Raw genomic sequence first — 22283 nt, 5'->3', positions numbered from 1 at the left:
ACGATAGAATGGCCCCAGCGCCGGAAAAAATAATCTCCAGCGCTGGCAGCCTTGATGAGAAAGGATTCTTACGAAAGCCGGTCTACGAGTTTGTCATACTCCGGACTTTTCAAGAAATTATCGATTGAAATATGCTCGGCTTTCGGCGCCTGAATTTTAGCGCGGTCCGTCAGCGTTTTGTGCGTAATGACGATGTCGGCATCGCCGGGAATATCGCTGATTGCCGTATTAATGACGGTAACGTCCGAGCCTGCGGCTTTCATCTTCTTGCGAAGAATCGATGCGCCCATTGCGCTGGAGCCCATGCCGGCGTCGCAGGAGAAGACGATTTTATGAACGTCCTCTTTCGCTTTGACCGTTTCGCTTGCTGCCTCAGCATGCTGAACGGCTTGCGAAGCCGCTGCCGGAGCCGCTACCGCTGTTGCAGCTGCCGCCGTATTGCCTGCGGCCTTCATTTCCTTCATTCTTGCCGAAGCTTGTTCGAGATCGTCTCCGCCCTCAGCTTCTTTTTTCGTCGTCTTGAGCAGCAGAGCCGCAATGACAAACGATACGATAGCAGCGGTTACGATACCGCTAAGAGCCGCGAGAAGGCCGCCTTTTGGAGCCATGGCGATGTAAGCAAAGATACTGCCCGGCGAAGGCGGTGCAACTAGGCCCGCTCCAAACAGGGAGAAGGTGAAGGTACCGGTAACGCCGCCGGCGATAACGGCCAGAATTAGACGCGGATTCATCAGGATGTACGGGAAGTAAATCTCGTGAATACCGCCGAAGAAGTGAATGATCGCTGCGCCGGAAGCCGACTGCCTCGCCGAGCCGCGGCCGGCAATCATGTAAGCAAGCAGAATGCCGAGGCCTGGACCCGGGTTCGATTCCAGCATGAAGAGAATCGATTGCCCCGTCCGGGACGCTTCTTCTAATGCGATAGGGCTCAATACGCCATGATTAATGGCATTGTTGAGGAACAAAATTTTTGCCGGTTCAATAATAATGTTAGCTAGCGGGATCAGGTTATGGTTAACCAGGAATTCCACGCCGTTAGATAAAATCTTGGTTAATTGCTCGATAACCGGACCAACGCCGGTATAAGAAATCAGCGTAAGTATCGCGCCGATAATGCCAAGCGAGAAGTTGTTTACCAGCATTTCGAAGCCGGATTTGATCTTACCCTCGATCGATTTATCGAATTGCTTCAGTACCCACGCGGCCAGCGGACCGCAAATCATTGCCCCGAGGAACATCGGGATGTCCGTGCCCACGATAATGCCCATCGTCATCAGAGCGCCGATAACGCCGCCGCGCTGCTTATGAATCATCGTACCGCCCGTATAACCGATCAGAAGCGGAAGCAGATACTTGATAATCGGATCAACAAGCTTTGCAAGAGTTTCATTCGGCAGCCATCCCGTAGGAATGAACAACGCCGTTATGATCCCCCATGCTATAAAAGCACCAATATTGGGCATAACCATACCGCTGAGAAAACGTCCAAACTTCTGGACTCCCACACGAATTCCCCCGGTTGGAGAACTGTTTTGCACTTGCTGCATTTTTGGGTTCCTCCTCTATAAAATCGCTTTCTTTTTACCGGACCGGCAGTGCCGCCCGGGTTACTATCATCGTAAAGGATGCCTTCCGCCAGAACAACAAAAGGAAAACGAGGTTTTGTCAATCATACTGTTGACAAGATTTAATTAGATTATCAACGCCAAAAAGCCACCCCTTATAAAAGGAGTGGCCTATTGGTTTCGGGCGGAGGAAGCTTAATTCATATCGGCTCCGCCCATCCGCTTATTTTCCAGAAACTTTCTTAGTATTCGCCTTTAATGACAAAAAACGAACCGCGAATGGTACCGGCCAGCTTCGATTTCTGTCTGGCGAACTTGAACTTTCCTTCCAGCTCCTGCGGCACTTCCATCCCTTCGGAAAGCTTGAAGCCAACAGCCCGCTTCTTCGCGTCGTCTACCGTGTACATCACGTTGAGAGCCAGTCCGTCCTCATAGAAGACGTAGGTAAATTTGATATTCTCGACTTGGAACTGCGACGTCTCCAGCGGTTTTGCCGAGAATTCGATATTGCGTTCCTGCAAGATCCGGTTCACGTAATCCAGGGCATCCTGACTTTCGCTCGCGGGTACAACCGTAAACTCATGCTTGTATTTGGTCATGAAATAACGGGCTTCGTTCGCGCGAAGACCAGCCAGCGTTTCTGCTACAGGCGAAGACTCCAGGCCAACGGTGGACACATTCTTAAAATCAACGGTGTAGGACATTCCCATTCCTCTTCTCTCACGAAATTTTCCTATTTACAGCATTCCTAATCTATCAGATATTATACCAAAAAATGTTTGCTAGAAAGCTTCTTATTGGAAAGTTCCTTCGTGAGCGAATGGGATTAAGCCTCATTTTGTTTCTTGCGGTTAGACAATAATAAGGCCGGAAGGAAGGAAACCGCGGCAAAACCGACCGACCACCAGAAAGCGACCTGATAAGCATCGGCAAGGGAGGCAAGGCTGCCGCCGGCACCGCTTTTCAGCTGATGTCCGATAACCGTTGCCAGGACTGCCGAACCAAACGCTCCCCCAATCGTCTGGAAGATCCGCGTCGAAATGCTGGCATGCGGAATTTGCTCCTTCTGCAGCCCTTCATAAGCGGATACCATAATCGGAATAAAGATGCCGTTCATCGCCGCCCCGCGCACAAGCTGCGCCAAGCCTAGCACGAAATGGCTCGTATCCGTTCCCGCAAAAGCAAACGGAATGCTGGACACCAGCGTGACCGCCAGACTGACAAGCACAATGCTCCTGGAGCCTGCTCGGTCAGCCAGTTTACCGATCCAGCTCCTCGTCAGCAGCATCCCAACCCCCTGAGGAATCAACAGCAGCCCCGTCGTCAGTACGCTTTCGCCGCGAACCTGCTCGTAATAGAGCGGGAGCAGCAGCATGGCACCGTTCATGACCATACCGGAGAAGAACAAAATAATATTGGACGCCAGGAAATGCCGCGAACGAAAAAGATGCAAATCAAGCAGCGGGGCTTGCTTCGTGCACAAGGCATAAACAACATAGGCAGCCATCAGCGCAATCCCCGCCGCAAGCGGAATCATGGCCCCTGCCGAAGAAAGCCCGTCGGAGCTGGTCTCTGAAATCCCGTAGATAAGGGCGGCGAATGCCGGAGACAACAGCAGAAGCCCAAGGACGTCAAATTTCGGTTTATTTGCGGCAGCCTCACCCTTTGGAATGTGCCGCCAGGACAGCCATAACGCGACCAGCATAACCGGAATGTTGACGTAGAAAATCCAGCGCCAGCTCATGTTGTCCATAATGAGCCCGCCCACGACCGGACCAAGAATCGGACCGATCAGCGTTGGGATACTAATAAGCGCGATCAGCCTTCCGAGCCCGCGTCCCCCAGCCGATTGAACAAGCACGTTCGTTATCGTAGGGACGAGCAGTCCAGCTCCCGCCCCTTGCAATAACCGGAAGCCGATTAAGCTTTCGGTGTTCCAGGCCAGCGAGCATAGGAGTGACGAGACAAGGAACACCCCCAGCGAGAACAGATATAAGTTCTTTCCGCCGAACCGCTGTATGGCCCATCCCGATACCGGAACCGCTAATCCCATCGTGAGCACATAGCCCGTAATAACCCATTGAGTAGTCGATACCGTGCTGTGCAAATCAATCGCAAGCGTATTGACTGCCACGTTGATCATGGTTGAGTCCAGTAAGGGAACAATAGCTCCGAGAACAAGTATAAGCGCGATTTTTAAAATGCCGGGATCCATCTTTTCCTTTGGAGCTTTGACTGCCTCCGCTTGGCTTTTGGCCATTGCTGCTCACCTCTTCGCAGTTTAGGGTACGGTACGTACCGTACCTTATTGCAATACAATATTATAATTCTAGCGAAAATGCAATATACTATTTACAAAAGTCTAGAAGGACGTTGTCCTAACACAACCCGGGAGATGGAACAAGCTATGACGGAATCGCGGCAAGATCGCAAGAAGAACAACGAGGAACAGCAAGCGGGGGGATCGCGGAGACGCGGAGACGTTCTGGAGAATGCCATATTGACCGCTGCGTGGGAGGAGCTGCGGGAAACCGGCTACTCCAAAATGACAATGGAGGCCGTTGCGACCAGGGCAAAGACAAATAAGACCGCCGTTTACCGCAGGTGGCCGAATAAGGCGAAGCTGGTCATCGCCGCAATGATCAAGCATATGCCAAAGCCCTCGCTCGACACTCCCGATACGGGCAGCTTGCGGGATGATGTCCTTTCCTTAATGGATCGGATTATTAAACCCATGCAGTTGATTGGGGCCGAGACCATTCATGGGTTGATGGTTGATTTGCACGGGGACGAGCTTCACGCCAAGATGACATTGTCGCCAAGAGCGGAAGATCCGCTGTCCGTCGCCATGACGAATATTTTGCGCAATGCCGAAAAGCGCGGCGAGGTCATACTCGAAGGGCTGCCGGAACGCGTGATCACTCTTCCCGTCGACCTCGTGCGGTACGAGGTGCTCACCACTCATACGCCGCTGACCGACGAGGCTATTCTAGAGATTGTGGACCAAATTTATTTGCCTCTCGTACGAAAGACAAGCAAACAAGGCTGAACCGAATTGCCTCGGCTCAGCCTTGTTGCTTTGATTGATTTCCTCCCACTTATCCTTCAAAAATTTCAAATCCCCTTTGACGCTGGCATTCTCGTTTCATCGGCTCCTCTTTAACTTCTTTCAAGCACACATTCAACCGGAGGAACTTCAATAAATCCCTCAATACTAGGCTGCCTTAGCGACCCGCCTTCCGTCCATTCCGCATATTTGATTTTTACGGTCTTTTCTGGCCGCACCCCCAAGGCATCCTTATGACGTTGCGGAAGGTTATCAAAAGGAAGATGGCCGATAATCATTCCCCTCAATTCTTCCGTCAACTCTCTCCAATCGTTAACCGTCATCTTCCCTGTACCGGTATGCCCTACATAATGCAGCCTGCCATTGGAATCGTATAATCCAAGCAAAATGGAGTTAATCGTATGATGACGGAGCGTAAATCCGCCAATGACAGCGATGAGATCCTGAAAGTTTTTTACCTTTAGCCAGTCATCCTTTTTCTTTCCCATAGCGTAGGAGGAATTCAGCCTCTTAAGCACAATCCCCTCCATTTCTTGCTGCTTTACGGCATCCAATAAGCCTGTGGCGTAGCTGACTGACGGGACCAGCTGGATATGTTTATTCGGCGTAATGATTCGAGACAATAGCTTTGATCGCTCATGAAACGGCTTGTCATGAATCCACGCCCCATTGAAGTAGACAATATCGAAAATCATATAAAAAATCGGCACCGTTTCAATGACCCTCTCTATTCGATCCCTGTTCCGTACACCGTCCCTTCTCATCACACGTTGAAAGGACGGCTTGCCATGCTCTCCCAAGGAGACCACCTCGCCGTCTAAGATGACGGATTTACTATCGCAATACTCGCTTAGGTTCCGAATCTCCGGATAATGCATGGTCCTTTCATTTTTCTTGCGATTATAAAGCTTCACTTCACCGCGATCGGCATAAGTTAAAATCCGGACACCGTCCCATTTTACCTGCGCGATCCACTCTTCACCCGTTGGAATGGCTGCGCTCTTCACGGGCTCCATTGGTAAAATAGGCTCCACACTGATCACTCCGTTTTTTGGATAATACATAGTTTGAGCCAAAAGAATCGAAAATATAGAGAAAATACAGGGGGCGGGCATTGGTGGGCGTGGAAGAAGTCGTCGTTGATGGCAAAAGGATTGCCATTACTCATCCCGACCTTATGATTTGGGAATCGCAGGGGATTTCAAAGCTTGACTACATACACTATTTAGTCCGTGTATCGGGCTACATGATTCAACATGCAAGGGACAGGCTGCTCATGTTGTGGCTCTACCCGCATGGAATAGCCGGAAAGAGAATCGAGAAAAGGTCCGTTCCTGCATTGGCACCGGAATGGGTTAGCCGGGTTTACTATAAAAATAAAGAACGGATCTTGCTAAACGATACGGCAACCTTGGTGTGGGCCGCGAATTACGGCGCACTGGAATTTCACGTTCCGTTCGACCGCTATGATAAAACCGATTTTCCTATGGAAATGGTATTTGATCTGGATCCTCCCGATGACGCAAGCTTTAACCGCGTTACGGAGGTAGCCTTGAAGCTGAAGGAGCTTCTCCACTCCCTTGGATTGCTATCCGTTCCAAGAACCTCAGGCTCTTCGGGGCTTCAGGTTTATGTGCCTATTGAGCCGGTTTATACTTTTGAACAAACCAGAAAAATAACGGCATTTATTGCCGAATATTTCAGAGCGCAAATGCCGGAACAGATTACGCTTGAAAGAGTTGTTTCGAAGAGAGGCAACAAGCTGTATTTCGATTACTTGCAGCTGTGGAGAGGAAGAACCATGCCTGTCGTATACTCCCCGCGAGCTAAGCCACACGCGACGGTTGCTGCTCCGTTAACATGGCCGGAGCTGGCGGAAGGGATTCAGCCTTCGGACTATACGATGTTGAATATAGCGGGAAGAATAAGCGAAAAAGGGGATTTGTTTCAGCCGCTGACAGTCAACAAGCAGAATCAATCCCTTCACGAAATTTTAGCGTTTATTGAAAAAAACCATGGATAAGGCCATCCTTCGCAGATGGCCTTTAAAGCAAGTTATTTTCGTACGACCGCCATCATGGGGTAAAAGTCGGTCGTCATTAAGCCCGCAGCAACGGCGGGGTCCTCCGCGATTAGTTTTGTGACTTGATCCGCATTCTCCGCCTCAATTACGGCAAGTCCATGAGGATCATCCGGTTTTTGAACCGGACCGAAGACGAGAGCAATCCCTTGATTCTGCTGTTCCGTCCAATAGGCAATATGCTGATGCATAATCCCCTTCTCTTCTGCCGTCATATCCAGATGAAACGTTGCTCTTGGCGGTGTAGACCATAACATGAAGTGCATCTTCTAAAAGCCTCCAATACCTTTAAGTTGTCGTTTATAACTCAATCCTGCTTCTTTAGAATATTTCCTCAAATCCTACTAGGCAATTCAACACCGCTTTCTTCATGCAAGAAGATTAAATCCTAGCGAATCGGGTATTTGAACGTAAGGTTCTTATACGGCTAGGAGGAATGATCATGGATAATAAGAAGACGGAGCAATTAAAGAAATACACCGTTAACAACGAAGGCATGCATGACTTGACCACCAACCAGGGGTTAAAAATGGCCGAAGACGAGTTCTCCTTAAAGGCGGGGCAACGCGGCCCCACACTTTTGGAGGATTTTCACTTTCGCGAGAAAATGACGCACTTCGATCATGAGCGCATTCCCGAGCGGATCGTTCATGCCCGCGGCGTAGGCGCTCACGGTTTTTTTCAGCTTTACGAGTCCTTAGAGGAGTTCACCAAGGCCGATTTTCTTACGGATCCATCCAAAATTACGCCTGTATTCGTGCGTTTTTCCACGGTGCAAGGATCAAGAGGATCGAGCGATACCGTTCGGGACGTACGCGGGTTCGCGACCAAGTTTTATACGGATGAAGGCAACTATGATTTGGTGGGCAACAACATGCCTGTTTTCTTTATTCAGGATGCCATCAAGTTTCCCGATTTCGTCCATGCCGTTAAGCCCGAACCGCATAACGAAATCCCGTAAGGGGCCAGCGCTCATGATACGTTCTGGGATTTTGTCGGGCAAAACCCGGAGACCGCCCATATGGTGATGTGGGTCATGAGCGATCGGGCCATTCCGAGAAGCCTTCGCATGATGGAGGGCTTTGGCGTGCATACCTTCCGCCTCGTGAACGCGGCAGGACGATCCCATTTCGTCAAATTCCATTGGAAGCCTGTCTTGGGGATGCATTCCTTGGTTTGGGATGAAGCTCAGCAAATCGCGGGCAAAAACCCGGATTTCCATAGGGAGGATTTATATGAGGCGATCGAACAAGGCCAATATCCGGAGTGGGAGCTTGGCTTGCAGCTTATTCCGGAAGAGGATGAGCATAAGTTCGATTTTGATCTGCTGGACCCCACCAAGTTGTGGCCTGAAGAGGAAATTCCGGTGAGACTGGTCGGTAAAATGACCTTGAACCAAAATGTCAGCAATTTCTTCGCAGAGACGGAGCAGGTAGCCTTCCACCCCGGTCATGTCGTGCCCGGTATCGATTTCTCGAACGATCCCCTTTTGCAAGGGCGGTTATTCTCCTATACCGATACACAGCTATCCAGGCTAGGCGGCCCCAACTTCCACCAAATTCCGATCAACCGGCCCGTTTGCCCGTTCCATAACAATCAACGCGACGGCATGCATCAGATGAGCATTCATCAGGGACAAACCAGCTATCATCGGAACGGATTAAACGCCAATCAGCCGGCGCCGGTTCCCGAAGAGCATGGCGGTTATGAGAATTATCAAGAGCGAATTGACGGCCGCAAAATCAGAGGACGCAGCGAAAGCTTCCTGGACTTTTATTCGCAAGCGAAGCTTTTCTACAATAGTCTGGCCCCTTTCGAGCAAGAGCATGTCAAGAAGGCATTCAGCTTTGAGCTCGGCAAATGCAAATCCGATCTCGTAAAAGCAAACGCTATCGCCCTGTTAAATCATGTCGACCGCAGCTTGGCGCAAGAAGTGGCGGACCAAATCGGAGCCCCTCTTCCCGATGAGAACCGGGAAGTGAAATCCGACAAAAAATCACCCGCTCTCAGCATGGCCGATACCGTCCTTCTCCCGGATACGAAAAAAGTCGCCATCGTGCGGGTTGGCGATCCTGATGTGGAACGGTTTGCCGAATGGACGACGGCTCTAACGGAACAGAACGTTAATTATACGATTGTTGGCCATAAGCTCCATGACTTGCCTAACCCGCTGAAAGTAACGGCTACATTCGAGACGACGGACCCTACTCTCTTCGATGCCGTATTATTGGTAAGCAGCGAGTCTTCGATTCCGGCACCCGCCTTGGCATTCATCGAAACGGCATATAAGCACTATAAACCGTTGGCGCTGGCTCTCAGCGATCATAAAGCGTTAGCGTCGGCAAGGGTGAGATTAGACGAGGCCGGCGTGTACGATTTAACTCATTCCACGATTGAAGCTTTTATTAACGGAATCGCGCAGGGCCGTTTCTGGAAAAGACAGCTCTAAGTCCAATCTAATAAGAAAATCGGTTTGTTGGAATACTCTTTATGGATCATGCAGGAGGTGAACGTAAAGTGAGCACAAAGGCAAAGCCCGATAATAACACTCCAAAGAGCAACCCTTCACGGTCTAACGACCCGAACGATCAAGGAAAACCTAAGATGCAAAATAATTCGAAGTAAAGCGGAACGCATTACAAAACCCGGTCTAAAAGACCGGGTTTTTCTGTATGACAATATGCAATATCCAGCTTAAATCTGTGCTTCCACGCCATGATCCGGAACGACGGAAGCAGGCTTTACTAATGCTTTCTTCTCCCAGACTCTGCTTCTCCAGCGAAGCAGCATCATAACTCCGCGCAGCCATTCGTCCACGGTAAAGGCAATCCATACGCCAAGCAGGCCAATCCCGAAATGAACCCCGAGCAAATAAGCAAGCGGTACCGAGACTCCCCACATGGAGACGACGCCCGCTAATACAGGGAACCGTGCATCCCCGGCGGCGCGCAGCGAATTGATGATGACCATATTAAAGGTGCGGCCGGGTTCAAGTATGATGGAAAGCAAAAAGATGCTCGCCCCGGCCGCAATAATCTCAGGGTCTTTTGTAAATAAACCGATCAGCTCATGCCGGAATATCGCGGCCGTGCCAACAACAGCCAGCGTTAACAGGAAGCTGATTCGTACGCTTTTCATCAGTCGCCGGTAAGCTTCCTTCATTTCTCCCGCACCGACCATTTGTCCGACGATGATCTCCGTACCCATCCCAATCGCCAGAGCCAGCGCCATAAAATAGTTCGATACGTTCATGACGTACACATGCGTGTTTAACGCGGTGATGCCAATCATATTGACGAAACCAATGATCATCAGGTATTGCGACTGGTAAGAAAGATGCTCCCCCGCCGCGGGCAAGCCGATGCTCAGGATTTGTTTTGCGTAAGAAGCTTTCCAGCGCACGTAATCCTTCCGTTGAATCGGTACGGCAATTCGGCGGTACAACAGGATAAAGAGAACGACGATGCCAAGCAATCGGCTTACGACCGTTGATATAGCCGCTCCCGTAACTCCCCACTCCGGGAAGCCTAGGTTGCCGAAGATAAGCAAATAATTCCCTCCCATATGGAGGAGGTTGACGCCTAACGTTACAAACATAACGCTCTTCGTATTTCCCGTTGAACGGATAACCGACGAGACCGCGTAGGAAAGCGCCTCAACCCAAATAAATCCGCCGATAATCTTTAAGTAGTGGTTCGCGATTCCGATTTGTTCGGGGTTTAGGTGTAACATCCGCAGAAGCGACTCTCCAAAACATACGATAACAATGCTGACGACGATTCCGAAGATCAGATTCATCGAGATCGCCATTGCCGAAATACGGCTCGCCTCTTTCGCCCGCCGGGCGCCGATATACTGAGATACCGCAACGCTGGTGCCAATGCCGACAAAGCCAAACATCATAATGCAAAAATAAATGATTTCGTTGGCTAAACCTACTGCACCCGTTGCCTTGTCGGAGATACGGCTTAACATAAAGACGTCAACCGTGCCCAGCAGCATCCGCAGTACGGAGTCTACGAAAATGGGCCAGGTCACGGCATAAAGACTAAGTTTTTTCCATGATGGAGAATGTTCTGATAAGGTCACGTTTGCAAGCTCCCACTATGTTTATTCTCTATTGCCTTCCCTAGTGTAGCGCTCGCAACTTCATACGTCTATGGGGGAAATAATGCTGAATCAAAAGCAAAGGCGCCCAATCGAGCGGGCGCCGGGTCATGAATATTATTGTGCGGTCCAGCCTCCGTCAGCCATAAGTATGGTCCCAGTCACCATGTCGCTTGCCGGAGACGCAAGATAGTTCAAGCATCGGTTTCTTTAGAATTAAGCTTCTTATTCTTTCATTTCTGCGCGTTTTGCATCAAGTTCTTTATTAATGTTGTCAACGTCCTTATCCGACAGCGGATAGAACTGCATCACAATCATTGAAACAATAGCAAGAACAGCAGGTATCCAAATAGCCGTCATATTAATGCCTGAAAGGGCGTTAGCCGTCTGATGCTCAGCGTCTCCATTAAATCCATAGGCTGCAAGGAACCACAATGGGACGGCACCGCCTAGCGTAAAGCCAATCTTGAAGAAGAGCCCCATAATCGCGTTAATGATGGCAGCATTGCGCTTACCGGACTTCAATTCGCCATATGAAACCACTTCGGGAACAAGCGCCCACATGAAACCAGTCGCTGAGGACAAGCCCCACTGCTTGATGAAAGTCGAAACGTAGGCCAACCAAAGTTGATCGTGCATACCATCGAGACTCCAAATCCAAGTCAGGATTTCGCCGACAACAAACATGCCGAGGAAGAGATGGAAAAAGCCTTTTTTGCCGAAGGTTTTCTTGAGTTTTGGCCAGAATACAGTAAAAGCGATACCAGGTATCGAGGCAATCAGCCCTACAGCACCCATCCAATCGGAATGATCGACCGTATATTGATAGAAAAATCCATTAACCGTATTCATGAAAAACATAAACGTAAATGCCAACATGAAGAAAATGCCCAGGATAATCAAAGGCTTATTATTCTTAAATTCAACAAAGAAGTCATAGACTTTGACTTGTGCCGATTGTTCGGCGTTGGCGACAACGCGTTCTTTGGTAAACTTGTAGCAGAGGAAAAGCGCAATGGCGCCAATAACCATATAAACGGCATAAACACCAAACCATGCATGATCTGCTGAAGGGTCAGTATACGTCCCCATGTTCAGTTTTAATCCAAACAGACCCGTGTCTTTAAGTGAACGATCTTTAGGCGCCACCATTTGAACAAACATGGGGAATAGAGTATAAACAAGAAGATTGGCAACATTTGCAAGCGTCATGCGGGTCGTTGTGATTTGGTCAACAGATTCAGGGTTACGGGTCAATGAGGCGTTCAGCGAGCCGTAAGGAATATTAACGACGGAATATACCAAGTCGAGCAACAAATAAGTAATAAAGATAAAAGGAACGGAACCACGGACGCCGGGAATAGGCGCAAACAGCAGCGCACCCAAGATAACCAGCGGAATACCGGCACGAAGTAACCAGGGACGGTATTTACCTGCTCTTGATGAGCGTTTATCGACATAGGTCCCGACCATCGGATCCCATAATACATTGACGATACGGACAAAGAGGAAGATAAATCCCGCAGTTGCCGTACCGATTGCATTGACAGTCGTCAGAAAGAGGGCCAGAAAGCCTCCGACAGTACCAAAAACAAGATTCTGAGCAAAATCTCCGAAGCCGTAGCCCATACGTTCAATAAGATTGAGCTTGCGATATTCTTCCTGCTGAACAACCTGTGTGTTATCACTCATGATGAATGCTCCTTTACTTTCTCCATTAAACATTTGAGATCTTAGCTGTTAGGGATTCTACGAAATCTAATAAAAGCCCTTACATTTTCGAGAATTCATTTAAAGTCAGGCAAATAAAATAAAAAAAAATTCTTATATAAAATACCCGTCCTATGCTCCGTTATACCCGCCCTGCTGATGTTATGGCCTAATCTTTGTTTGTTTATTAAATAAACAAAGATATCGCTTATTATCCATAATCGCCTTCAATTAGGCAAGCACTAAAAATTTACAATTCCCATATAACAGCAAGTTTAAGGGCCATCCTCCGCGGATGGCCCCTACTTAGCATTTTTATTATAAGCCTGACAGGAGTCTGATTCTTGCCACAACCGGATAGTGGTCCGACGGATACCCTCCGTTTACTTGGCAGCGCTCAACCTGCACCGACAAGAATTCGAATTCGGCAGTAGCAAAAATATAATCGATCGGTTCTCCGTCATCGCCGCCTTTGAAATCATGCGCCGTTAGACCGGGATTTCCTTTGATCCGGGAGTATGCATCAGTCAAATCGCTTTGTTTGCCACCCATCTTGATCTCGCCGCGCAAGAAGCGTATCGGGAACTCATCCGGAAACGAGTTAAAATCCCCTGCAAGCAATGCGGGAAGCCCATCAAAAGCGCGTTGTTTAGCCATGTATTCCTCAATGACCTGAATCCCGCGGTCTTTCGCTTCTTGGCTATGGTGGTCCAGATGGGTGTTATAGAGATAGAATGATTTACCGGACCTCCGATGAAGGAAACGCGCCCATGTACAGATTCTCGGAAATGCGCTATTCCAACTAACCGAAGCTTCCGACTCCGGTGTTTCCGACAGCCAAAACTGTCCGTTGTCTTGCATGATTAGCTCGTCGCGGTTATAAAAAATGGCATTGTGCTCGTTCTCATGTTCGCCGAACCGACCCTGCCCGGCCCAATCGTATTCCTTCAAACGGGTCTCCAAATCTTTGAGCATCGAGTGATAGCCTTCTTGAGTGCCGATAAGCATAGGATGATGTCTTTCGATAACGGCGGCCGCTCGGTCGATCCGTTCCGGCCAATAATTAGATCCGTCTTTGATTTCCGGATAGCGCAGATTAAATGTCATGATAGTGAGTTCCAACATACCTGCATCCCTCTTTTCTATCATTTCCATGCCGCTTACACCTTTGTCATCCTGCGTATTGCTTGATATTACTTGGTATTACCGAGTGTTACCTGATATTACTTCGTATGACCCTCGTCACACAAAGTAATACCGCGTCCGTCCTGCTAGCTCCACGCCTCGATATCCTCATCGTCGATTTCCTCTTGGCCCGTGGATTGTTCTTCTTCATAGACGACAGCTCTTGCTGCTTCTACCGGATGCTCGGTCTCCTCTACCGCAGCCGCCGCTTGCTCGGGAACCAACAAGTCTTGTCTGTGAATACCTGTCCGCTCCATCGGGATAAACATCTGCAAATTCCGGACGCCATGCTGCATGATTTCGTTCTCCACGAGATAACGAAGGGAATCCATCAGGTTCGTCTGCATGTTCAACCATGCCATGACAAGCGGATCCTCATTCTTCCTCGTCTTCAAGCTAATGTTATCGCCCGCCAGCTTGGTCTTCTTCATCGCCATCACCTGCTTGCTCCGTTAGATTACGCGGGCTGCTCCGCTTTATTTTTCAGCGCCTCGTAAATTTTGCCGCGTACAAAAGCATCCAATCCTGTCGCATTGAGCTCTACAGCGAATTCGGCCGGAATATAGAACAGCTTAATTTCGCGCACGTCGCACAGCTCTTTCAAGTAGGGATACAATATCGTTTGCATTAGAATGCTGCCGCCTCCGTAAACGCAGATCAAGTCAACTTCGTTACGCGCTTTGGTCAATTGCTTCTTTACATGCTGGACGATCTGTTTAACCTGACTCTCCAGCGGTCTCCGGAGTGTCTTAAGCGCCCTTGCATGATACTTATGCTTCGGATTCTTGAGCACATCGCTGAAGAACTGCCTCGGACTGTCCGGAAGATGAATCAGACGGTTAAACTCCTGCAGCGCTTCTTCAATCGCATAGCCCGCTCCATGATGGCTGCCATGCACGAATTGCCGCAAGAACCTATTGCCCTCCGTAATGGGATACTCCGTCGATCCGTCACCAATATCGACATGGAGAATTCTTTTATCTTTGAAGAAGCTCCCATTGAATTTCTTCTCCATTCCGTATGAAGCAGCAAATTCGGCAAAAATCTCGCCTTCCCGCCAATTGCCAGAAGCGTCCTTTTGCAAAGTGAAAATAACTGGCGTTGCTTCCGGAACGACTTTCACGAAAGGAAGAAAGATATTAACCGATACCCGGAGAATGCCGAGGTGTACCGTCACGTGATGCCTTCCCGAAGTGAACCGCTTCTCGAACTTCGCGGAGGTCTCATCCGTATGCTGCGTAACCGGCAGCGCCGTCGCCATGTCGACCTCGATGTCGAGCTGGGCCGGGATATGCTTCTCCTCCTCATAGGCTTTTTGTACCGCGACCGCGGCGATTTGCGCCAGTGTGTTCACAACAGGCAAATCCATCTCGCTCTTGGAGTCGATGCCGATCTGGATATTATCGAGAATTTCACCGCTCTCCAGAGCAAACTTCCCTATGTAGTACATGCCCGGCTGCGCAGACGGTGAGTCGATGGTCACAACCAACTGGTCCTGCAGGTTCTTAATGAAGCCCTCCGGCGCTTGCTCCTCCCGCCACGGAAGCTCGTCCACTCTACAATTCACATTGGGCTGCTGAATAAGTTTGCCGTCAATCATCAAATCATGCTCGCTATTCCCGTTATCGTTACCTACAAAGAAGTGATAGTTCATCGCTACATCCTCCTATCAATAGGTTTGCATGCCTTGGTATTACTTTGCCATACCGGGTGTTAGCGGGCATCATGCCATAGTCCTACGATAGATTAGGTTTCTCTCATTGTAATTTGTCGAACGTTCCTCATAAATAACGATACGGCGAAATCAAAAGGCACTTCCGAATCACGAATGGGCAGCACGCCAGGCGTCAAGCTGCTTTTGCACCTCGGACCTTACCTCGTCAATGCCCGCCTGCCGAAGCTCCTGATTAAAATTCGGCAGTACCGAATCCACATCCACGCTGCCCGTCATCAGGCTGGGAAAGTATTTCTCCCAGACCATCTGGATGTTCTGCATCTGGATGGGCATTCGCGACAAATCCGGAGTAAAACCCAGCGTACCCGATACAACCGCTTCCTTGTTGCTGGCACGGAATTGATTCCATTTGTCCAAGGGATCCGGGTATTCTCCGCCCATGGTTTTCAGGATGAACCAATTGCCTTGGGTGTACTGCACGCCTCCATAGCTTGGCTGCGCGTCCGGAATTGGATTGCCGTTCTTGTCCTTGGGCGGAATGGGTACTACCTGTCCATTACGATCGAGGTTGTAGTGCACGCCTTCGATCCCGAAATTAAACAGATTGCGCACCTCGGGATCCGTGTTCAGCAGATTGAGAAACTTTACGGCCTCGACGGGATGCTTCGTTTCCGCGCTGATGGCCATAATTCCACCTCGAATGGATTCCGTCGTGATCAATGCCGGGGTTACCGGGTAAGCCACCAGCTTGTAACCGCGATCCTTGCTCCAGCTATTTTCCGCCAACGGGCCTCCCCCCGCTGCTTTCCAGAAGACCAGCGCGCCCCGCTTCAGTCCTTCGGTTTCCCGCATGGCCGCATCCTCATTGATATAGCCCTCCACATAGTAGCGCCGAAGCAGGTCCAGCACTTTCCGGGCTTCGTCGGTTTCGAAAATATTAACGACCGGGGAATCCGAATCCAGTACATTCCTCATTAGCGGAAGCGTTTTATCCGATACGTATTCGTAGCCGTCCAAGGCAAAGAAGTTTTGAGATTCCTTATCTAGCTCCATCGGCAGATAAGCCGGTTCCTTCTCCTTGATCATCCGTAACAGCGGTTCAAGGGAAGCCAGCGTTGTGTACTTCGAGATATCAATATGGTACTTCTTCACTAACGCATCCGGATACATCCACTGGTCGCGCACGGCTAATTCTTTATTGGTCGGCACGCCGTAGATACCGCCGTCATCCATCCGTACGCCTTGCCAGAAAATAGGGTCGATAGCGTCGTACATATCCTTTCCCACTTTCGACAGATAGTCGTTCAACCTCAGCCAAGCGCCGCGCTGTGCGTAACTGGCGTACTCCGGCGCAAAAGCGATGTCGAAGGGAGTTCCTGCCGACACGAGGGTATTCAGACGCTCCTCATACTCTTGCCAGCCTACTTTGATATACGTGATGGTAACGCCGATTTTCTTGGCCAGAATCTCGTTGATCTTGTCGTTGACCATCTTAAGGTCCTTGTCCGGATCGCCGATCGTGTAATAGATCAAATTCACCGTATTGCCCGCTACTTCGGCATTCTCTTCGCTGCCGGATGCAGAGAAACAGCCGGATATAGACAGCGTCAGCATGATGACGAGAACGGATGCAAGGAGACGGCTTAATTTCCGTTGTTCCCGCATGGCATCGTTATTCCTTTCTCCGCAAATCGGAGGGCGACTTGCCGAAATAAGCATGGAAATGAGAATAGAAATAGTTCAGGTTGGGATATCCGACGGAAAGCGCGATGCTGATAATTTTCTCGTCCGTGGACTGTATGCGTTCCTGGGCGCGAAGCATTCGGTAAGCCATTAAATATTCCGAGAACTTCTTTTTTGTCTCCTTGAGGAAAAGCTGTCCGAGATACGTTCCGTTCATGCGAAAACGTTCCGCAACCGACTTCAAGCTGAGGTTCTGGGAATACTCCGCCTTGACGATAAGCAGAATGCGATTCGTCAGCTTGGACAGGCTGTCATAACGTACGCCGAGTACCGGGTCTATATCCAGGTCGCTGCGATCCGTATCGGCCAGCTTACCGTGCAGATCTTCTACGATAATCTTCTCGACCAGCTGCTGCAGCTTCGAACGATCCACGGGTTTGAGCAGGTAATCCTTAGCCCCGCAGCGAATCGCCTCCAGGGCATACTGGAACTCGCCATAACCGCTCATAATAATATATTTCGAGGGAAGGCGCAGCTCGTTAAGCTTGTGGATGGCGTCATAACCGCGCTGCTTGCCGATGCAAACATCGAAAATCGCCAAATCCGGCAAAATTTCCACGGCCTTCGAAATCGCACCCTCATAGGTCTCGCTCGTCTCGATGCGGCCAAAGCCGTATTTCTCCCAATCCAGCGTTCGCTTCATTCCTTCCAAAATCTGCGGCTCGTCATCCACGATTAGCAGCTTGTACATCGTTCGTCGCCTCCTTGGATAGGATTACGGTTATTTTAACGCCGGCTTCCTCGTTATTGTCGATCGTCATGGAGAAGCCTTTCCCATAGAAAAAGCGCAGCCGGGTATACACGTTACGCAGACCGATGCTGTCCACCTGGGCGTCGTCGCCTCTGGAGAGCTTTTGCCTGATTTCGGACAAATGCTTCCCGGAAATCCGGTTGCCATTGTCCACGATCTCCAGCACGAAGCGTGACTCTTCCTCCCAGCCGTTCACGATAAGCAGGTTAAACTCGCTCTCCGGATGAAAGCCATGAATGAAAAAGTTCTCCGCCAGCGGCTGCATCCAAAATTTCACGGTGGGCAAGGGGATTAATGCGGGTTCCACATTAAATTGATAATAAAACCGGTCCGGATATTTGAATTCCATAATTTTTAAGTATTTTTGAAGCAAGTTTAACTCGCTGCCAAGTGAAATGATATTCTCGTTTTTTACGATATCGCGGTACAGGGCGCCCAAGGTGGCGATGGCGTCGGAGGTATGGTCGGCGCTGTTCACCAAGGCGGAGGAACGGATCACCTCAAGCGTATTGTACAAAAAGTGAGGATTGATCTGATGCTGAAGCGCTTTCATTTCAGTCTCCTGCTGCTTGAGTTTTAGCAGGTAATTGGTGCGGATATGACGGTCGAGCTGACGGATCATATCGTCCAATTCCCGGGCGATCATGCCGTATTCGTTCCTACGGTAGCGGGCCGGGTTAACCGGCGTAAAATCCGCCGTTTTCACGCGTCCGATGGACACGATAATCCGCCGCAGGAAGTTCGCGTCTTCGCGCAGATTGTAAACGATAAGCAGCAGGACGCAGATCATGGCGGTCAGTACAATGAGAAACACGATAAGCAGCACGTTTGCTTTTTGACGGATCAGCGAGGCCAAATCCACGGTGCTTACGAACCGATAATCGAACTCGCTCGAATGAAACGACACGAAATAGGCTCGGTCCAGGAATCCCGTCGATAGAAAGCCATGCGTGCGTCCATCCGCCACGATCCGGCGAATCAGCTCCTCCGAGCTGCGGCCGTTGCCGGCGATCAGGTACACGTCTCCGGAATCGCTGACTGCAGCGGCCTCATCCAAATGGTAATTTTGCACTGTTTTAAAAATACGCTCGCTGCTAACCAGGAATCGGAATTCGCCCAGCTGACGGGAGATTTGGTTCGGATCCGACAGCTTTTTGTGATAGACGAATCCTTTTTGAATCGTCTCGCGAAACGTTTCGTCGGAGTTTGGCAGACGGAATAGATAACTCGTATTGCCGTTATTATCGAAGCTCACCACGTTGCCCTCTTGCTCGGTATGCAGGCTGATTTGCGTGATGTCTCCCTTTCCCCCGTTGCTTAAGAAGGATTTCATATCGTCGGGAAAAGAGACAAGCGGCCGGTTATATTGACTGCCCTGCAGCCTGCTCGTCAGATAGCCCTCCGCGTTATTTCCCAAGAAGCTGCGAATGTCGGACACCAGACCGCTGTTGGAATACACTCGTTGCATAAACGCTTCGATACGGTCCGCATCGTACTGGAGGCTGTTTTCCACCCGAGAGAACGCACCTGTGGCCTCGTTTCTGGAATTCCCCACCCATTGGTCCAGCAGTACCGCGCAGGTGAGCGCGCCGAGCGCAAGGCCGATGAATACCACAAATACCGCATATGCAATGAACTTGCCGCGATAGATCTTGATTTGCATAAATGAACGCATGCGGCATCTCCTTTGCAATAGGCTTTTGCCCTACCCCACTGCTCAAACATATAACGTTGTTATTGATAAAAGCAATCCTAAATTTCGTGCCAGAAAACCCGAACGGCAATCTCCGTTCGGGTTTTTCGGATGTTGATAACAGACAAAACTTATTTGAAATACGAATCGACTTGCTCTTGGGCGGCCTTCATAATCGCATCCATGCCAGCGGCCTTTAGTTCCGACACAATCTTCGGTACCATTTTCTCCGGATCGGAAGCGCCTGTCAGCAGCTCATACCGGTATTTGTCCCATACCGCTTTCGTGTTGGCCACTTCGGTGCTCAGCTTGCTGATGTCCAGCGCAAAGCCCAAATTCGTGGAGGAAGTCGCCTGATCGTTCAGCTTGCGGACTTGATCCCACTGATCTACCGGAGCGCCTTTCGTTACGGCCAGGTCGAAGAACGTCCCTTGCGTATAAGCGGCAAGCGGCCATGTATCGGACTTGCGCTCAATCACTTTCTCGCCATCCACGTTGTCGTAATCGACGCCCAGCTCGCCGAAGGCCAGCATATTGCGCAGCTTCGGATCCGTATTAACCAGCTGCAAATATTTCAACGCTTCTTTCTTATATTTCGAGTTGGCCGAGATCGCGTTCAGAGAGCCTTGAATCGTACTTGTCGTATAAATCGGGCCAAAGATCTGGAACATGTCGTACTTCTCGACACCCTCCGTGATCTGCCAGCTCGCTTCCGCACCCGGGAATGCCTGCGCCGCGAAGAAAGGACGGGCTTTATCCGCTTCCGTTTTCGTCGGTGCGTCCGGATTGATAATACCGTCTTGGTACCATTGGTGCAGCTGCTTGAGTCCCTCCATGATGTCCGGCTGCTCCAGCACGGAGACAACCTTGCGGGAAGCATCGTCGACTTTCACGCCGATCGGCGGCAGGCCAAGCGTCATATCGTCGTAGCCGTTGAAGAATCCGTTAAACCCGTCGCCTTGGGTGAGCGACAGCGGGTAGAAGCTTTTGCCTTCTCCTGCCTTCATATCGTGGAACGGTTTGTCGAGGTCTTTCAACGTCTTGATGCTAGCCGTATCGATGCCGTATTTCTGCACGTACTTGTCGTCGAACACCCAGTACTGGGTCAAAGACGAGTCTTTGTACGTCGGCACGGAGTAGATTTTCCCTCCGATTTTTGTTCCATCCCATACCTTCTGAGGAATCAGCTTGTAGAGATCCGGCGATTCGCTTTGCACCAGGTCGGTCAGGTCGGCGAACGCGCCCATCGTCACTTGCTGGCTATACTTGGAGTTATTCGTAAACATGATGTCGAACGGTTCGCCGGTATTTACGATGGTATTGATCTTCGTATCCCAGTCGCCCCAGCTTGCTACCTTAATATCGATTTTCACGCCGATCTTCTCGGCCGTGTATTCGTTCATTGCTGCAATCGCTTTATCGAAGTTGGCGGGAGTCTGTCCGCCGATCGTCCACCATACCAGCGTAGGCACATCGCCCGAATCAGCGGGCTTGCTCGTTTCCGTCTGCGCGCTTGCCGTCGCGTTGGTGTTCGAAGGCTTGTTGGTGCTTGAATCCGAATTGGAATTGGAATTCGAGTTGCCGCAGCCTGCAAGAGCGGTTGTCAAAAGCGCTACGGCGCTGATAGCAAGCCATTTTTTCTTCGTCCTTTTCATGTACATTTCCTCCCTTTAATATAGCCCTCTTCATTCCCACCGTCTTCATTTGCGCGGTGGATATCATAAACCGGACGAGTAAATCCGAGTTTATTTCGAGTTAACCTTTCAGAATTAACCTTTCACGGCGCCTACCGTTAGACCGGAAATAAAGTATTTCTGGAAGAACGGGTAAGCAACGGCAACGGGAACCACGATGACGATGGCAACGGCCATCCGCGCAGATTCCTTGGGCATGGTTGCGACAAGCTCCGCATAACTGATGCCCATGCTGGAAGCATTTTTCGCCAGGGCGTCCACGTTGGTCATCAAGCTGTTCAAGAGCGCCTGCAGCGAGTACAAGTTCTGGTTATCGATGTACAGCATGGATTGGAACCAGTCGTTCCAATAGGCGAAGCAGAGGAACAATCCAATGGTCGCCAGAACCGGCAGCGAGATCGGCAGCACAATCGAGAAGTAAATGCGCAATTGGCTCGAGCCGTCGATTTCGGCGGATTCGATCAGGGCGTCCGGAATCGTGCTTCGGAAGAAGGTTTTGCAAATGATGACGTTGAAGGAGGAGACGGCCAGCGGCAGAATAAGCGCCCACACCGTATCTTTCAGGCCCAGCATATTGGAATTGATATAGTAACTGGACACCAAGCCTCCGTTAAATACCATCGGAATGAATACGATCCAGGTCAGAAGCCCCTTCAGCTTGTAATTCGGCCGGGAAAGGACGTAGCCCATCGACGTTGTAAGCATCACGCCAATCACGGTACCGAGGGCGGTAACAAGCACGGAGATGCCGAGCGCCTTCGTGATCATCGTCCCTTGCTGCGCGATATAGCGATAAGCATCGCCGGAGAATGCCGTCGGGAAAAGATGATACCCGCTGCTGCGAATGGAATCCTCGCTGGTCAGCGATATGGACAACACCACAAGGACAGGTATAAGGCAAAGCAGCGCCAATACGATAAAAATCAGATGGAAAACCATGTTCGTGCCGGTTCGGATCCGGTTGAACTTGTCCAGACCCGTGTCGAATTTCGCTCTTGATGACATTCCCGCTT

At 50.1% G+C, this 22283-nt stretch carries 17 protein-coding genes and 1 pseudogene; 3 read left to right on the top strand and 15 right to left on the bottom strand.

Annotated elements, in window-relative coordinates; all coding sequences use genetic code 11:
- Positions 1-68: 68 nt before the first annotated feature.
- The 3 genes from CFI03_RS03450 to CFI03_RS03440 form a co-directional block, all read right to left on the bottom strand.
- A complete protein-coding gene (locus CFI03_RS03450; RefSeq protein WP_116394567.1) occupies positions 69-1547 on the bottom strand; it encodes a PTS mannitol transporter subunit IIBC in 1479 nt (492 codons plus the stop codon).
- Between the two features lie 260 nt (positions 1548-1807).
- Complete coding sequence (locus CFI03_RS03445; RefSeq protein WP_116394566.1) at positions 1808-2269, bottom strand: phage tail protein; 462 nt, start codon at positions 2267-2269, stop codon at positions 1808-1810.
- Between the two features lie 122 nt (positions 2270-2391).
- Positions 2392-3825 carry an MDR family MFS transporter gene (locus tag CFI03_RS03440; protein ID WP_116394565.1) on the bottom strand — a complete coding sequence of 478 codons (1434 nt, stop codon included), beginning with the start codon at positions 3823-3825 and terminating at the stop codon, positions 2392-2394.
- 147 nt (positions 3826-3972) lie between these two features.
- Here CFI03_RS03440 and CFI03_RS03435 point away from each other — a divergent pair, with 147 nt between their 5' ends.
- The gene (locus CFI03_RS03435) at positions 3973-4614 is read left to right on the top strand and encodes a TetR/AcrR family transcriptional regulator (protein ID WP_116394564.1); all 642 of its coding nucleotides are present in this window, start codon (positions 3973-3975) and stop codon (positions 4612-4614) included.
- A gap of 110 nt (positions 4615-4724) precedes the next feature.
- Here CFI03_RS03435 and CFI03_RS03430 read toward each other — a convergent pair whose 3' ends face one another.
- Positions 4725-5648 carry an ATP-dependent DNA ligase gene (locus CFI03_RS03430; protein WP_248756442.1) on the bottom strand — a complete coding sequence of 308 codons (924 nt, stop codon included), beginning with the start codon at positions 5646-5648 and terminating at the stop codon, positions 4725-4727.
- 101 nt (positions 5649-5749) lie between these two features.
- On the opposite strand from CFI03_RS03430, the gene ligD reads away from it, so the two are divergent.
- Positions 5750-6655, top strand: coding sequence for a non-homologous end-joining DNA ligase (gene ligD, locus CFI03_RS03425; RefSeq protein WP_248756441.1), 906 nt, complete (start codon positions 5750-5752; stop codon positions 6653-6655).
- 32 nt (positions 6656-6687) lie between these two features.
- Here the strand turns inward: ligD and CFI03_RS03420 are convergent, their stop codons facing one another.
- Positions 6688-6978: a YciI family protein gene (locus CFI03_RS03420; protein WP_116394563.1), complete on the bottom strand. Its 291-nt coding sequence runs from the start codon at positions 6976-6978 to the stop codon at positions 6688-6690.
- A gap of 176 nt (positions 6979-7154) precedes the next feature.
- Between CFI03_RS03420 and CFI03_RS03415 the strand changes: the two are divergent.
- Positions 7155-9161 (top strand): annotated as a pseudogene (locus tag CFI03_RS03415) (catalase).
- A gap of 245 nt (positions 9162-9406) precedes the next feature.
- Here CFI03_RS03415 and CFI03_RS03410 read toward each other — a convergent pair.
- The 10 genes from CFI03_RS03410 to CFI03_RS03365 all read right to left on the bottom strand — a co-directional run bounded on the left by CFI03_RS03410 (position 9407) and on the right by CFI03_RS03365 (position 22275).
- Entirely contained in the window at positions 9407-10801 is a 1395-nt protein-coding gene (locus CFI03_RS03410; protein WP_116394562.1) for an MATE family efflux transporter, read from the bottom strand.
- A gap of 243 nt (positions 10802-11044) precedes the next feature.
- Positions 11045-12511 (bottom strand): MFS transporter, encoded by a 1467-nt coding sequence (locus CFI03_RS03405; RefSeq protein ID WP_116394561.1) that lies wholly within the window; start codon positions 12509-12511, stop codon positions 11045-11047.
- Positions 12512-12847: 336 nt separating this feature from the next.
- On the bottom strand, positions 12848-13654 hold the full coding sequence (locus CFI03_RS03400) for an endonuclease/exonuclease/phosphatase family protein (RefSeq protein WP_162862802.1): 807 nt from the start codon (positions 13652-13654) through the stop codon (positions 12848-12850).
- Between the two features lie 146 nt (positions 13655-13800).
- A complete protein-coding gene (locus tag CFI03_RS03395; protein WP_116394559.1) occupies positions 13801-14145 on the bottom strand; it encodes a hypothetical protein in 345 nt (114 codons plus the stop codon).
- A gap of 26 nt (positions 14146-14171) precedes the next feature.
- A complete protein-coding gene (locus tag CFI03_RS03390) occupies positions 14172-15368 on the bottom strand; it encodes a ParM/StbA family protein (RefSeq protein ID WP_116394558.1) in 1197 nt (398 codons plus the stop codon).
- A 168-nt stretch (positions 15369-15536) separates the two neighbouring features.
- Complete coding sequence (locus CFI03_RS03385; RefSeq protein ID WP_116394557.1) at positions 15537-17054, bottom strand: ABC transporter substrate-binding protein; 1518 nt, start codon at positions 17052-17054, stop codon at positions 15537-15539.
- Positions 17055-17061: 7 nt separating this feature from the next.
- On the bottom strand, positions 17062-17823 hold the full coding sequence (locus tag CFI03_RS03380) for a response regulator transcription factor (protein ID WP_116394556.1): 762 nt from the start codon (positions 17821-17823) through the stop codon (positions 17062-17064).
- A complete protein-coding gene (locus CFI03_RS03375; protein WP_116394555.1) occupies positions 17798-19558 on the bottom strand; it encodes a sensor histidine kinase in 1761 nt (586 codons plus the stop codon). The genes CFI03_RS03380 and CFI03_RS03375 overlap by 26 nt, the downstream gene beginning before the upstream one ends.
- 149 nt (positions 19559-19707) lie before the next feature.
- The gene (locus tag CFI03_RS03370) at positions 19708-21231 is read right to left on the bottom strand and encodes an ABC transporter substrate-binding protein (RefSeq protein WP_116394554.1); all 1524 of its coding nucleotides are present in this window, start codon (positions 21229-21231) and stop codon (positions 19708-19710) included.
- Between the two features lie 114 nt (positions 21232-21345).
- Positions 21346-22275 carry a carbohydrate ABC transporter permease gene (locus CFI03_RS03365; RefSeq protein ID WP_116394553.1) on the bottom strand — a complete coding sequence of 310 codons (930 nt, stop codon included), beginning with the start codon at positions 22273-22275 and terminating at the stop codon, positions 21346-21348.
- Between the last annotated feature and the right edge of the window lie 8 nt (positions 22276-22283).

Source organism: Paenibacillus sp. ATY16, assembly GCF_003399985.2.
Lineage (GTDB): Bacteria > Bacillota > Bacilli > Paenibacillales > Paenibacillaceae > Pristimantibacillus > Pristimantibacillus glycanilyticus.
This window is presented reverse-complemented; position numbering and strand designations above follow the sequence as displayed.